Origin of the sequence: Staphylococcus shinii, from assembly GCF_017583065.1 — a bacterium.
In the GTDB taxonomy this organism is placed as follows: domain Bacteria; phylum Bacillota; class Bacilli; order Staphylococcales; family Staphylococcaceae; genus Staphylococcus; species Staphylococcus shinii.
The window spans coordinates 596,979-610,996 of record NZ_JAGEVL010000001.1 but is presented as its reverse complement, the minus strand read 5'-3'; the positions used below and the strand labels follow the sequence as shown (position 1 = coordinate 610,996).

At 31.9% G+C, this 14,018-nt stretch carries 13 protein-coding genes and 1 pseudogene; 11 read left to right on the top strand and 3 right to left on the bottom strand.

All coding sequences use genetic code 11. The features are described from left to right. Window positions 1-242 precede the first annotated feature (242 nt). The 6 genes from rimP (at window position 243) to J5E45_RS02885 (ending at window position 6,032) form a co-directional block, all read left to right on the top strand. Window positions 243-710, top strand: a complete 468-nt coding sequence (gene rimP, locus J5E45_RS02910; protein ID WP_039066750.1) for a ribosome maturation factor RimP — start codon at window positions 243-245, stop codon at window positions 708-710. 23 nt (window positions 711-733) lie between these two features. Further along, the gene (gene nusA, locus J5E45_RS02905; RefSeq protein WP_039066749.1) at window positions 734-1,906 is read left to right on the top strand and encodes a transcription termination factor NusA; all 1,173 of its coding nucleotides are present in this window, start codon (window positions 734-736) and stop codon (window positions 1,904-1,906) included. Window positions 1,907-1,923: 17 nt separating this feature from the next. Then, the gene (gene rnpM, locus J5E45_RS02900) at window positions 1,924-2,208 is read left to right on the top strand and encodes an RNase P modulator RnpM (RefSeq protein ID WP_208181558.1); all 285 of its coding nucleotides are present in this window, start codon (window positions 1,924-1,926) and stop codon (window positions 2,206-2,208) included. Then, the gene (locus J5E45_RS02895; protein ID WP_039066746.1) at window positions 2,205-2,522 is read left to right on the top strand and encodes a L7Ae/L30e/S12e/Gadd45 family ribosomal protein; all 318 of its coding nucleotides are present in this window, start codon (window positions 2,205-2,207) and stop codon (window positions 2,520-2,522) included. Before rnpM ends, J5E45_RS02895 begins: the two co-directional genes overlap by 4 nt. A gap of 4 nt (window positions 2,523-2,526) precedes the next feature. Further along, complete coding sequence (infB, locus tag J5E45_RS02890) at window positions 2,527-4,638, top strand: translation initiation factor IF-2 (protein ID WP_039066745.1); 2,112 nt, start codon at window positions 2,527-2,529, stop codon at window positions 4,636-4,638. A gap of 395 nt (window positions 4,639-5,033) precedes the next feature. After that, window positions 5,034-6,032 carry a hypothetical protein gene (locus J5E45_RS02885; RefSeq protein WP_208181556.1) on the top strand — a complete coding sequence of 333 codons (999 nt, stop codon included), beginning with the start codon at window positions 5,034-5,036 and terminating at the stop codon, window positions 6,030-6,032. A gap of 368 nt (window positions 6,033-6,400) precedes the next feature. Here J5E45_RS02885 and J5E45_RS14310 read toward each other — a convergent pair. From J5E45_RS14310 to J5E45_RS02880, 3 genes and pseudogenes are all read right to left on the bottom strand, one after another. Next, a pseudogene (locus J5E45_RS14310) lies at window positions 6,401-6,694 on the bottom strand (transposase); the annotation flags it as partial. Between the two features lie 375 nt (window positions 6,695-7,069). Next, the gene (locus tag J5E45_RS14305) at window positions 7,070-7,294 is read right to left on the bottom strand and encodes a hypothetical protein (RefSeq protein ID WP_237282761.1); all 225 of its coding nucleotides are present in this window, start codon (window positions 7,292-7,294) and stop codon (window positions 7,070-7,072) included. 65 nt (window positions 7,295-7,359) lie between these two features. Further along, window positions 7,360-7,941: an HTH domain-containing protein gene (locus J5E45_RS02880; RefSeq protein WP_237282760.1), complete on the bottom strand. Its 582-nt coding sequence runs from the start codon at window positions 7,939-7,941 to the stop codon at window positions 7,360-7,362. Window positions 7,942-8,554: 613 nt separating this feature from the next. On the opposite strand from J5E45_RS02880, the gene rbfA reads away from it, so the two are divergent. The 5 genes from rbfA to pnp all read left to right on the top strand — a co-directional run bounded on the left by rbfA (window position 8,555) and on the right by pnp (window position 13,871). After that, window positions 8,555-8,899, top strand: a complete 345-nt coding sequence (gene rbfA, locus J5E45_RS02875; RefSeq protein ID WP_017724307.1) for a 30S ribosome-binding factor RbfA — start codon at window positions 8,555-8,557, stop codon at window positions 8,897-8,899. 261 nt (window positions 8,900-9,160) lie between these two features. After that, complete coding sequence (gene truB, locus J5E45_RS02870; RefSeq protein WP_069793420.1) at window positions 9,161-10,078, top strand: tRNA pseudouridine(55) synthase TruB; 918 nt, start codon at window positions 9,161-9,163, stop codon at window positions 10,076-10,078. A gap of 13 nt (window positions 10,079-10,091) precedes the next feature. Next, window positions 10,092-11,063 carry a riboflavin biosynthesis protein RibF gene (gene ribF / locus J5E45_RS02865; RefSeq protein ID WP_039066741.1) on the top strand — a complete coding sequence of 324 codons (972 nt, stop codon included), beginning with the start codon at window positions 10,092-10,094 and terminating at the stop codon, window positions 11,061-11,063. A gap of 102 nt (window positions 11,064-11,165) precedes the next feature. Continuing rightward, window positions 11,166-11,435, top strand: a complete 270-nt coding sequence (gene rpsO, locus J5E45_RS02860; RefSeq protein ID WP_039066740.1) for a 30S ribosomal protein S15 — start codon at window positions 11,166-11,168, stop codon at window positions 11,433-11,435. Between the two features lie 342 nt (window positions 11,436-11,777). Further along, window positions 11,778-13,871, top strand: coding sequence for a polyribonucleotide nucleotidyltransferase (gene pnp, locus J5E45_RS02855; RefSeq protein ID WP_101050761.1), 2,094 nt, complete (start codon window positions 11,778-11,780; stop codon window positions 13,869-13,871). Window positions 13,872-14,018 lie beyond the last annotated feature (147 nt).

The following is a 14,018-nucleotide window of genomic DNA, read 5'->3' as shown; positions in this document are numbered from 1 at the left end:
ACAACATTAGCGGATTTAAATTACGAAGCGTTTGAAACAATGCTTTAATAAAAAAAGAATTTAAAACTTATAAAACATAGCACAACAAAGTGACTAGCTTGTCATTATGGGATTTATAAAATATAGTTATTTGTATAGAAAATAAACATATGATATAATAATAGTGCTTAAAAAATTAGACTCAGGCAGGAAGAGTGGGCATATTACCCGCTCTTTTCTATTTGCCAAAAAAGGAGGTCAGCATGAGTAAAATAACTGAGCAAGTTGAAGCAATTATTCAACCTGTCCTTAACGACTTAAATTTTGAATTAGTAGAAGTTGAGTTTACAAAAGAAGGAAAAGACCATTTTTTAAGAGTATCTATTGATAAAGAAGGCGGCGTAGACTTAAACGATTGTGCGTTAGCTTCTGAGAAAATCAGCGAAGTTATGGATGCAGAAGATCCTATTCAAGAAATGTATTACTTAGATGTTGCGTCACCTGGTGCAGAAAGACCAATTAAAAAAGACAAAGATTTCCATAACGCTGTAACAAAACCTATTTTCGTTTCTTTATATGCACCAATTGAAGGTTCTAAGGAATGGTTAGGTATTTTAAAATCTGTTGATGATGAAACGATAACTATGGAAGTTAAGGATAAGTCAAAAACAAAACAAGTTGAAATATTAAGAAGCAAGATCGCTAAAGCACGTCATGCTGTAATGATATAACGTGATAAGGAGGATGATAAGTCGTGTCAAGTAATGAATTATTATTAGCAACTGAGTACTTAGAAAAAGAAAAAAAGATTCCTAGAGAAGTGTTAGTTGATGCTATAGAAGCAGCTTTAATCACTGCTTATAAAAAGAATTATGATAGTGCAAGAAGTGTACGTGTTGAATTAAATATGGATAATGGTACATTTCATGTTATCGCACGAAAAGAAGTTGTCGAAGAATCAATGGATGATAGAGAAGAAATTGATTTAAGTACTGCACTTGTTAAAAACCCTGCATATGAAATTGGTGATATTTATGAAGAAGATGTTACACCAAACGATTTCGGGCGTGTGGGTGCTCAAGCAGCCAAACAAGCAGTGATGCAACGCTTACGTGATGCAGAGCGCGAAATCCTATATGATGAATTTATCGATAAAGAAGATGACATCGTAACAGGCTTAATTGATAGAGTAGATCATCGCTATGTTTATGTGAATTTAGGACGTACTGAAGCAGTTTTATCTGAAGCGGAAAGAAGTCCAAATGAAAGTTATATTCCAAATGAAAGAATTAGAGTATACGTAAACAAAGTTGAACAAACTACAAAAGGCCCACAAATTTATGTTTCAAGAAGTCATCCAGGCTTACTAAAACGTTTGTTTGAGCAAGAAGTACCTGAAATATTTGATGGTACAGTAATTGTTAAATCTGTAGCACGTGAAGCTGGAGATCGTTCTAAGATCAGTGTACACTCTGACAATCCTGATATTGACGCAGTCGGTGCATGTGTTGGTGCCAAAGGTTCTCGTGTGGAAGCTGTAGTAGAAGAACTTGGTGGAGAAAAAATTGACATCGTTCAGTGGAACGAAGATCCAAAAATATTTGTCAAAAATGCCTTAAGTCCATCCCAAGTTTTACAAGTTATTGTTGATGAAGCAAACCAATCTACAATTGTTGTCGTACCAGATTATCAATTATCATTAGCGATTGGTAAACGTGGCCAAAATGCCCGTTTAGCTGCTAAATTAACAGGTTGGAAGATTGATATTAAATCTGAAACTGACGCAAGAGAAGCAGGCGTTTATCCAACTGATGAAGGTATCATTGAAGAAGTTGACACGCCTTCTGAAACAGTTGACACAGAGGTAGCACATTCCGAAAATGCTACAAGCGAAATTATAGAAGAAGATGTAGATACTGAAAAATAAATTGGAGTGATTACTTTATGAAAAAGAAAAAAATTCCAATGCGTAAATGTATACTATCAAATGAAATGCATCCGAAAAACGACATGATAAGAGTTGTGATAAATAAAGAAGGCGAAATTTTTGCTGATACAACTGGAAAACAACAAGGTCGTGGTGCATATGTATCAAAAGATGTTAAATTAGTAGAAGAGGCTCAGCAAAAAGGTATATTAGAAAAATATTATAAAGCTGATGCTGAAACACTAGAACCTGTTTATAAAGAAATTATACGTCTTATTTATCGTGAAGAGATTCCTAAATGACCAAGGACAAAATCGTAAATTTTTTAGGTTTAGCAATGCGTGCTGGAAAAGTTAAAACAGGTGAATCTGTCATTTTAAATGATTTAAAAAAGAACAAGTTAAAGCTCGTAATCATTGCAACAGATGCTTCTGATAACACAGCTAAAGTGATACAGAACAAATGTGAAAGTTACCATATATCATTACGCATATTTGGAACGAGAGCTGAATTAGGACAAGCTTTAGGGAAAGCAGAACGTGTAAACATTGGAATCACTGATCAAGGCTTTGCTAAAAAGTTATTGTCAATGATTGATGAATATCGTAAGGAGTGACTATATGAGTAAAAAAAGAATTTACGAATACGCAAAAGATTTAAAATTAAAAAGTAAAGATATTATAGATGAACTAGCTAAAATGGACGTTGAGGTAACAAGCCATATGCAAACGTTAGAAGACGACCAAATTAAAGCATTAGATAAAATCTATAAACCAGAACAAGCACAACAAGCTGCTAAAGCAGAACAGAAAAGTGCTCAAAACAAACAATCAACGACGAATAATAAAAATAACCAAAGTAACAAAGGCAATCAAAATAATAAATCAAACAACAAGAAAAATAATAAAAACAACAATAAGAATACTAATAAAAACAATAAAAATAATAAACAACCTAAACAAGAAGAGCCAAAGGAAATACCTTCTAAAATTACGTATCATGATGGTATAACTGTAGGTGAACTTGCTGAGAAGCTAAATATAGATTCTTCAGGTATTATTAAAAAATTATTTTTACTTGGTATAATGGCAAACATTAACCAATCTTTAGATGATGAAACTTTAGAATTAATCGTAGATGATTATGGTGTAGAACTTGAAAAAGAAGTTATCATTGATGAAGAAGACTTATCAATTTATTTTGAAGATGATGCTGATGAAGAAAATGGAATTGAACGTCCAGCAGTTGTAACAATCATGGGACATGTTGACCATGGTAAAACAACATTATTAGACTCAATTCGTCATACTAAAGTAACTGCTGGTGAAGCAGGTGGTATTACTCAGCATATCGGTGCATATCAAATTGAAAATGATGGCAAAAAAATCACTTTCCTTGATACTCCAGGTCACGCTGCATTTACAACAATGCGTGCTCGTGGTGCCCAAGTTACTGATATTACAATTTTAGTAGTAGCAGCAGATGATGGTGTAATGCCACAAACAATTGAAGCGATTAACCATGCTAAAGAAGCAGAGGTACCTACAATTGTGGCTGTAAACAAAGTTGATAAACCAACAGCTAATCCTGACCGTGTAATGCAAGAATTAACAGAATACGGTTTAATTCCTGAAGCTTGGGGCGGCGATACAATTTTCGTACCACTTTCAGCTTTAAGTGGAGACGGTATTGAAGACTTACTAGAGATGATTGTACTAACTTCAGAAGTTCAGGAATTAAAAGCAAACCCAAGTAAACACGCTGTGGGTACTGTGATTGAAGCTGAATTGGATAAATCACGCGGACCATCTGCGTCATTATTAGTTCAAAACGGAACCCTTAATGTTGGCGATTCACTAGTAGTAGGAAACACTTATGGCAGAATCCGTGCTATGGTAAATGATTTAGGTCAACGTATTAAGTCAGCTGGTCCTTCTACACCTGTAGAAATTACTGGTATCAATGATGTACCACAAGCTGGTGATAGATTTGTTGTCTTCAAAGATGAAAAACAAGCAAGACGTATCGGTGAAGCACGTCATGAAGCAAATGTGTTGCAACAGCGTCAAGAAAGTAAGAGCGTTTCATTAGATAACCTGTTCGAACAAATGAAACAAGGTGAAATGAAAGATCTTAACGTAATTATTAAAGGTGATGTACAAGGCTCAGTAGAAGCACTTGCAGCATCATTAATGAAAATAGATGTTGAAGGCGTTAATGTGAGAATCATTCATACAGCAGTAGGTGCAATTAATGAATCAGACGTTACACTTGCAAATGCTTCAAATGGTATCATTATCGGCTTTAATGTACGCCCAGATACTGGTGCGAAAAGAGCGGCAGACAATGAAGGCGTAGATATGCGTTTACACCGCGTTATTTATAACGTTATTGAAGAAATTGAATCTGCAATGAAAGGTATGCTAGATCCAGAATTTGAAGAACAAGTTATTGGACAAGCAGAAGTTCGTCAGACTTTCAAAGTTTCTAAAGTAGGTACAATCGCTGGTAGTTATGTGATTGACGGTAAAATCACACGTAATGCTGGGGTACGTGTGATAAGAGACGGCGTAGTACAATTTGAAGGTGAATTAGACACATTAAAACGTTTCAAAGATGATGTTAAAGAAGTAGCTCAAGGCTACGAATGTGGTATAACAGTTGAAAAATTCAATGACCTTAAAGAAGGCGACATTATTGAAGCATTCGAAATGGTTGAAATTAAAAGATAACTTTTAGATTCTAACAATATTTTCATTTTTGAAAATAAATTTTTATTAGCAACAAAGCAAACATATAGTATACTGTTTGCTTTGTTTTTTTGTCTCATTTTTTATATTTTTTCTCTTTGGAACATTGTTAACAAGCAATGGTAACACATTAATTTACTGATAAAATAAACTTGAATTATGTACAATATACATGACCATATTTTTCTTTTTTAAAATAATAGTAAAATATAAAAATTGAATATTGCAAACGTTGACCGATTTATTTATATAAATTATATGCCTATTTATAGTTGTAAATTAGATTGAAAAATTATTGTAAATATTCACTCTTTTGAGAGGGCTGACAATAGTTGTCTATGCTTTTAATTAGAATTAAGTTGAATAGGAGGTTATAAATGATGAGTAAATATTTAAAAGATATAAATGAATTTTGGGAACAATATTTTAGTCAGTATAACTCTATTTATGACGAATCAACATTAAAGGCGATTATAAAAAAAAATGATACAACAGCGTTTTTACATCCTATGGATTATGCATATTTTCAAGAACATTTTGGAGATAATTTTACTGACATTCCAAGGTTTAAAAAAATGATAGATTTTGCGAACGGCAAAGTTACTTTAAATAAAAATAGACAAAGAGTTACATTTGAAAATGCAGATTTAAACCCAGCAATAGCAAGACCATATTTTGGGAATCCAGAAATTGCCGATATAGTTATATTAAAAAAGCAGCCAGAAAATGATTTCAAAACATACGAACGTAATCTGACTGATGATGAGGCTATTGAATATAGACAGAGAATATTCTTAGATATCCAAGGTAAGTTATCATTTAATGGAAAAAAACTATTTTTACCTTATATAGATAGACATAGATGGTTTGTAAAATATTTATATAGTAATGCGTCTACATTAAAACAATTTAATATCGATCCTAACAGAGTTATGGTTATCAATTTCTTTCCATATCAAACTGGACATTCTGCGGGTATACCTAAAGATTTTTTATCATTTAACCATCAACTTCCATCTCAAGTTAAAAACTTTGAGTTATTAATTAAAATGTTGAAAGACGATAAGCCTCGCATTTATATCGTTAGTGAAGAAGAACTATATATTTCTATATTTAAGAATTTTGCAGATAGTGAATTATGTCAGTATTTAATTGATCATTTATTCGTACTATCATCAAAACAAAATCGTCACCTTACAGTATGTAATGTGCTAAGTTATAGAGAACAACGTATGCGTATTAAGAAAAAACAAGAGCTTAGTAAAATCGAATACTATAAATGGAACCAAGAACAAAAAGCAGCACGTGAAAATGGGTATTCCGATTTCCACGAAAAAGTAAAATCATTGCAATATACATTGGAGAATCAACATTAATAAATTAGGCAAGGCTCTTAAGGAAAATAAGTTAATATTAAAAATCAATAAATACCATCATAAAATATAGTGATTTAGCCTCGTTATCTAGCTGTTTAAATATAAAGCATTGGTATAAAGAGTGGGACAGAAATCTAATTCAGTTAAAAAGGTTTATTTGTTCTATTTCACAAAGATGATTAAGCTCGATAGAGATAAAAAGTTTTACTGAGCTGTAGTGCATGCATAAAGCCATTAACTTCATAAATTAATAAGTGGTGGGTCTTCGAAGAAGTGAAAGTTTTAGCTATTGCTAATATAATGAGTAAGGCAGAGATATTTATATCTCTGCCTAAATAATAAACGTCAATCTCTATAGAAATTGACGTTTATTTAGTTTTATAAAAATTTATAGCGTGTTGAGCTATCATCTTTCTTACATATAGTACAATTAAGGCGAACTTCTACCTTGTTTATTCCTCGAACTGACATACGAGTCCAACCTAAAATAGCTTTTATAAACCCCAAATTAATTCTATATCAATTTTTCTTTGATTGTAGATTTTTTACTTTATGGTTCAGAAAGCTGTTGATTAATTTGAAATTTGAAATATTCGCAATTATAATTCTTCATTAAGTTTTTTGTTTGTTTTCAAATGAAATTTCATACATATAATTTTTAATAAAGAACGAATTACATTAAAAATGGCTATCCTTATATCATAAGTATAAAGTAGCCATAAATATTTTGTTTTTTAATTTCTATTTGAAAGATGGGGTTCGTTAATACGAGTGAGTCCTTTATTTTGAGAATAGAAATTTTTGTCTCTGACTTTTCCCATCTTTAAGTTATTTAAAACTTCACAATTAAATAAAAAGAAACAATCAATCGACATGTATATATGGTTATTTTAAGTTTTATTTGAGAAGTTAGCAAAACCTATGCCATTTTATAAGCGTCAAAATAAAGCGAAACAGTTTTTTACTGAATCAATAGCACGCCAATACTAAAATCTAAGAGTAAAGCTATTTAGCTAAACTATTTTTCAATAACTAATTTAAATATTGTAAGTGTTGAACAAAGATTTTATAATCATTTTGAAATCGTCAACATAGTGTTGGGGCTTTAGTAAAGTGATTTGGTTAGGATGTTCATAAGCAATATGCATGCTTTCTTCTTTTGAAATAATAATATCTACAATTCGTCCATTATCTACAGATTTGGTATTTACTATGATAAACTGATGCTTAATTTTAGGCCAAATATAATCTTGAATGAGCATAGTCACACTATTAATATTTTCGAATACAGATTGGTCATAAACATCATTAAGTTGTTCAACTTCTCTTACAACAGATAAATGAGAGTATTAACTTTTCCGTTAGCTAAGTAAGTAAACCAATATTTATCAGAAAAATACCTTGTGTATATAGGAATGATACCTGTAATTTGTGTATCTTGTAATTGAACAGAAATTTTATGACTGTTTTCAATCGCTAATTGTATTCTGAAGATTAAGGTTGATTCACTAAGTTCACGGTGGATATTGAATTGGCTTAACATTTTATTAGATAATAGTTTTTCTGCTAAATTCGAATTGGCATTTAAACCTCTTATGAGATTATATGTATCTTCGTGTATTATAGGGGTAAAATTTTTCATTCTAAAAATTAAATTAAGTAGTCTATTATTTTTGAATTTATACCTATCAATTTTTAAACGGTGCTTTTCTAAGGCGTTATCGTATACAATCTGCCCTTCTAGACCATGCCATTCTTGATCTTCATATAAAAAATTGTTTATATCACTTATATCTCTTTGGATAGATCTTACATTTACATTGAGTCGTTGTGCCAGTGCTTCTTTATTTAATGCTTTTCCATTTAAAAATCGTGTATAAATGTACAAAAGCCGTTCTGGTTTCTCCAATAATATACGCTCCTATTATATTGAAAATAAGGCCGGGTCATTAAAATGTTTCGACCGTTAAAGTGTCACTTAAGTATAATTCATCATGAATTAATCTACTAATTTAAGTTAATGGTGCTAATGTATTTGTGCGCTTGTTGGTTAATCTTAGATATAAATATGGGGGAGGGCGATAATATACTTTTGAAAATATGTTGCCACTGTCTCACTCCTTAGAAGTATACCATTATAAATTATGAAATGTGTAATATTTTATTTTTAAATCACATAAATAGTAAGGGAATACATAATAACATATCTTATTGCATTAAAATTAACACTAAAGCAAAAATTTATAACAGTTAGGCAACTCAAAATGAAATTTATAGCGTTTTTATGAAAAATTATTACATAATTTAACAGTTAGGGAATAAAATAATGCTCAACTGTCATAAGATATTTGTATTTTATTAATACTATGCAATTTATCCTTTTAACAATCCTAGCTATATGCAATATATTATTTTAAACTTCGAATAAGTGAAATTTGTTTGACGTTATGAAATAAACTGTCATATAATCTGTAAGTAAGGGAAAGATTAACGGACTGATAAACAATGAGAGGTGAAACTTAATGAATATGAGAGCGGAACGCGTAGGCGAACAAATGAAACAAGAAATCATGGATATCGCTAATAATAAAGTTAAAGATCCAAGAATTGGATTCCTAACAATTACAGAGGTTCAATTAACTAATGATTTATCTATTGCAACAGTTTATCTAACTGTACTAGGAAATGAAAAGCAAAAAGCAGATACATTCAAAGGTCTAGAAAAAGCAAAAGGTTTTATTAAATCTGAGCTTGGTTCGAGAATGAGACTTAGAATTATCCCTGAGTTAAATTTCGAATATGATGAATCAATCGATTATGGTAATAAAATTGAACGAATGATTCAAGATTTGCATAAAAAGGATTAATTTATCGAAAAACAGTTAAGACATTCATATAACTTATAATGTTCATGCTGTAATATATAACTTGCGCAATTGCCGAATTTCTTCTAAATTATAATTAAATTAATTTATTTAGTTGATTTGACAAAATTGTGGGGGCGGGAATACGAAATCAAATTTAGTTTTGATTTCTGTCCCGCTCCTTTTTACATAACTTATTATTAACAATTACATGTTAATATGAGATTAGAGCTTTAAAAATCAGACTTTGAAGGTGAAATAAGAATGTATAATGGTATATTACCTGTATTTAAAGATCGAGGATTGACGAGTCATGATGTGGTTTTTAAATTAAGAAAAATATTGAAAACTAAAAAAGTAGGGCACACTGGCACTTTAGATCCTGAAGTTTCTGGTGTGTTACCAATATGTATAGGGGCTGCGACAAAAGTTAGTGACTACATAATGGAAATGGGTAAAACTTATGAAGCAACAGTAAGTTTGGGTAGTACAACTACTACTGAAGATCAAACTGGTGATGTGATAGAGCAAAAATATATATTACCTGGTGAAATTACTGCAGAAAATGTTGACTTGATTCTCAAACAATTTGAAGGAGTAATTACTCAAATACCACCAATGTATTCCTCGGTAAAAATAAATGGTAAGAAATTATATGAATATGCTAGAAATAACGAAGAAGTTGAGCGACCTGAACGTCAGGTACACGTATATAAAATTAAGCGCACATCCGAATTACGTTTTGAAGATAAACACTGTCAATTTGATATAATTGTAGGATGTGGTAAAGGTACATATATACGAACGCTTGCAACAGATATTGGCAGCGCATTACAATTCCCTGCGCATATGTCAAAATTAACGCGTACACAGAGTGGTGGATTTGACATTAAAGATAGTTTGACTTTAAATGAAATAGTGGAATTACATGAGCATGAATCATTACAAGAAAAGTTATTTCCTATAGAATATGGTTTGAAAGGTTTACCACAAATTATAATTTCAGAAGAAAATATCAAAGCTAAAATTTTGAATGGACAAAAATTTGAAAAAACGATGTTCCAGCAAAATATAGACGATATGGTTACAATGGTAGATGAGGACACACAAAAAGTAATAGCAATTTATGAACCTCATCCAGAAAAACAAGATGAAATTAAACCTAAAAAGGTGTTTAACTAAAGGAGAAATACGCATGAAAGTGATAGAAGTAACTCATCCAATTCAAGAAGAACAATATATAACAGAAGATGTTGCTATGGCTTTTGGATTTTTTGATGGTATGCATAAAGGCCATGCAAAAGTATTTGATATTTTAAATCAAAAAGCAGAAGCTGCGAATTTAAAAAAAGCAGTGATGACATTTGATCCACATCCTTCAGTCGTATTAAATCCTAAACTAAAACGGACTGATTATTTAACGCCGATTCAAGATAAAATAGAAATTTTAGAATCATATGATATTGACTATTGTATTGTCATTAACTTTTCATCTAAATTTGCAGAAGTAAGTGCTGAGGATTTTATACAAGATTATATTATAAAGAATCACGTTAAAGAAGTCATCGCAGGTTTTGATTTTACTTTTGGAAAATATGGCAAAGGAAATATGATGATCCTAGATGAAATGACTGAATTTAATTCGACAGTTGTAAGCAAACAAGAAATTAATTCTGAAAAAATTTCTACTACTGATATAAGAAAATCATTGAAAACTGGAGAGTTACAAAAAGCTAATGATGAATTAGGCTATCGCTATCGTATTAAAGGTACAGTTGTGCAAGGCGAAAAACGAGGAAGAACAATAGGTTTTCCAACAGCAAATGTGCAACCAAGCGGTGATTACGTATTGCCTAAGAATGGTGTTTATGCAGTTAGCATGGAAATAGGTGCGGATAAGCAGATTTATAGAGGAGTTGCTAATGTAGGGGTAAAACCAACATTTCACGACCCTTCTAAAGCTCAAGTCGTAATCGAAGTAAATTTATTTGATTTTGGTGAAAATATTTATGGTGAACGTGTTACCGTATTTTGGCATCATTATTTAAGACCTGAAATTAAATTTGATGGTATTGACCCGTTAGTGGAACAAATGAATAAAGATAAAGAAAAAGCGAAATACTTGTTATCGGTTGATTTTGGTGACGAAGTATCATATAATATTTAAGTCGAATGTGTATTACACATTTTAGCACCTTTACCTTGGCACTTCGAAACTCCGACGATTTGCTCGGATAAAGGCGAATAAAATTAAAGGAGGAAATTGACAATGGCAATTTCACAAGAGCGTAAAAATGAATTAATTAAAGAATATCGTACACACGAAGCGGACACTGGTTCTCCAGAAGTTCAAATCGCTGTATTAACTGCAGAAATCACTGCATTAAATCAACACTTACGTGAGCACAAAAAAGATCATCATTCACGTCGTGGATTATTAAAAATGGTAGGTCGTCGTAGACACTTACTTAACTATTTACGTGACAAAGATGTTCAACGTTACCGTGAATTAATTAAATCATTAGGTATCCGTCGTTAATTATAAGGCGTATATTGATAGAGGCTGGGGCATAATTACATGTCTCAGCCTCAACTTTGATATAGGTATTGATAGATTTGAAAAAGCACTTATAAAACCTACTACTGCTAATGTATAAGACTTAAATTATAATACGAGTAAGATTTATATAACGATTTAAATGTTTCTTCTACTCATCTTTACTTGGGGTGGGATAATGAAATCTTATTAAAATTATTAGATTTCTGTCCTGCTCCTTTTTTATAATTTGAAATGAGCATTTTTAAAAAACAATATACTAATATAAAAATTTTCTAAGAAATGATATGATAGTACTATTAGATATATGAGAGGAGATTTGTAATGTCTCAAGAGAAAAAAGTTTTTAAAACGGAATGGGCAAACAGATCATTGACGATTGAAACTGGTCAACTTGCTAAACAAGCCAATGGTGCTGTACTCGTTCGTTATGGTGATACAGTAGTCTTATCTACTGCGGTCGCTTCAAAAGAACCACGTGATGGTGACTTCTTCCCATTAATGGTTAATTATGAAGAAAAAATGTATGCTGCTGGTAAAATTCCAGGAGGATTCAAAAAACGCGAAGGTCGACCAAGTGATGAAGCAACTTTAACTGCGCGTTTAATCGATAGACCAATTCGTCCATTATTCCCTAAAGGGTATAAATATGACGTACAAATCATGAATACTGTATTAAGTGCAGATCCTGATTGTTCACCTGAAATGGCGGCAATGATAGGTTCATCAATGGCATTGAGCGTTTCTGATATTCCGTTCCAAGGACCAATTGCTGGCGTGAATGTTGGTTATATTGATGGAGAATATATTATCAATCCAACAGTTGCACAAAAGGAAGTATCACGTTTAGATTTAGAAGTTGCTGGTCATAAAGACGCTGTAAATATGGTTGAAGCCGGTGCTAGTGAGATAACTGAAAGTGAAATGTTAGATGCTATTTTCTTTGGACACAGTGAGATTCAACGCTTAGTTAATTTCCAACAAGAAATTGTAGATCATATCCAACCTGAGAAGAAACCGTTCGTTCCGGTTGAAAAAGATGAGTCACTTGTAGAAAAAGTTACTCAATTGACAGAAGCAAATGGTTTGAAAAATGCTGTTTTAACATTTGATAAACAACAACGTGATATTAACTTAGATAATTTAAAAGAAAAAGTTGCAGCTGAATTTATCGATGAAAGTGATGCTGACAATGAAGCTTTAATTAAAGAAGTTAATAGCATTTTGAACGATTTAGTTAAAGAAGAAGTAAGAAGATTAATTGCAGATGAAAAAATAAGACCAGATGGCCGTAAAACGGATGAAATTCGTCCGCTTGAATCAGAAGTTGGTGTATTACCAAGAGCTCATGGTTCGGGATTATTTACACGTGGTCAAACACAAGCACTTTCAGTATTAACGTTAGGCTCAATGAGCGAATATCAAATTCTAGATGGTTTAGGCGAAGAAGAACAAAAACGCTTTATGCATCATTATAATTTCCCTAACTATTCAGTAGGTGAAACTGGTCCAGTACGTTCTCCAGGACGTCGTGAAATCGGACACGGTGCTTTAGGAGAGCGTGCGCTTAGCCATATTATTCCTGATGTAAAAGATTTTCCTTATACTGTTAGAATTGTAAGTGAAGTTTTAGAATCAAATGGTTCTTCGTCACAAGCATCAATTTGCGGTTCTACATTAGCATTAATGGATGCAGGTGTACCTATTAAAGCACCAGTAGCAGGTATTGCGATGGGACTAGTTACACGTGATGATAGTTATACAATCTTAACTGATATTCAAGGTATGGAAGATGCATTAGGCGATATGGACTTTAAAGTTGCCGGAACATCTGAAGGTATTACTGCTATTCAAATGGATATCAAAATTGACGGTTTAACAAAAGAAATTATTAAAGAAGCTTTAGAGCAAGCACGCGTTGGTCGTCTTGCAATTCTGGATCATATGTTACAAACGATCGATACACCACGTAATGAATTAAGTGCATTTGCACCAAAAGTAGTAACTATGACGATTAAACCAGAAAAAATTAGAGATGTAATTGGGCCTGGCGGTAAAAAAATCAATGAAATTATTGATGAAACGGGTGTTAAATTAGATATTGAACAAGATGGTACAATATTCATTGGCGCAGTTGATAAAGATGCGATTGATCGCGCGCGTAATATTATAGAAGATATCACGCGTGAAGCAGAAGTTGGCCAAGTATACGAAGGAAAAGTAAAACGTATTGAGAAATATGGCGCTTTCGTTGAATTGTTCCCAGGTAAAGATGCGCTTGTTCACATTTCACAAATTGCTAATGAACGCATTGAAAAAGTAGAAGATGTGTTGAAAGTTGGAGACACATTTAAAATAAAAGTAACTGAAATTGATAAACAAGGACGCGTTAATGCTTCGCATAAAGCTTTGTTGTAAAATCAAAATCTTAATACATTGAATTTTTAATTAGAGGCTAGTCATTGGTTTATGCTTTTATAGTAGAATGCCGTTAATTCTATTGTAAAAGCATGCTTAATCAGTATAAACTAGTTTCTTTTTTATTATATAAAAGTCAATTATTTA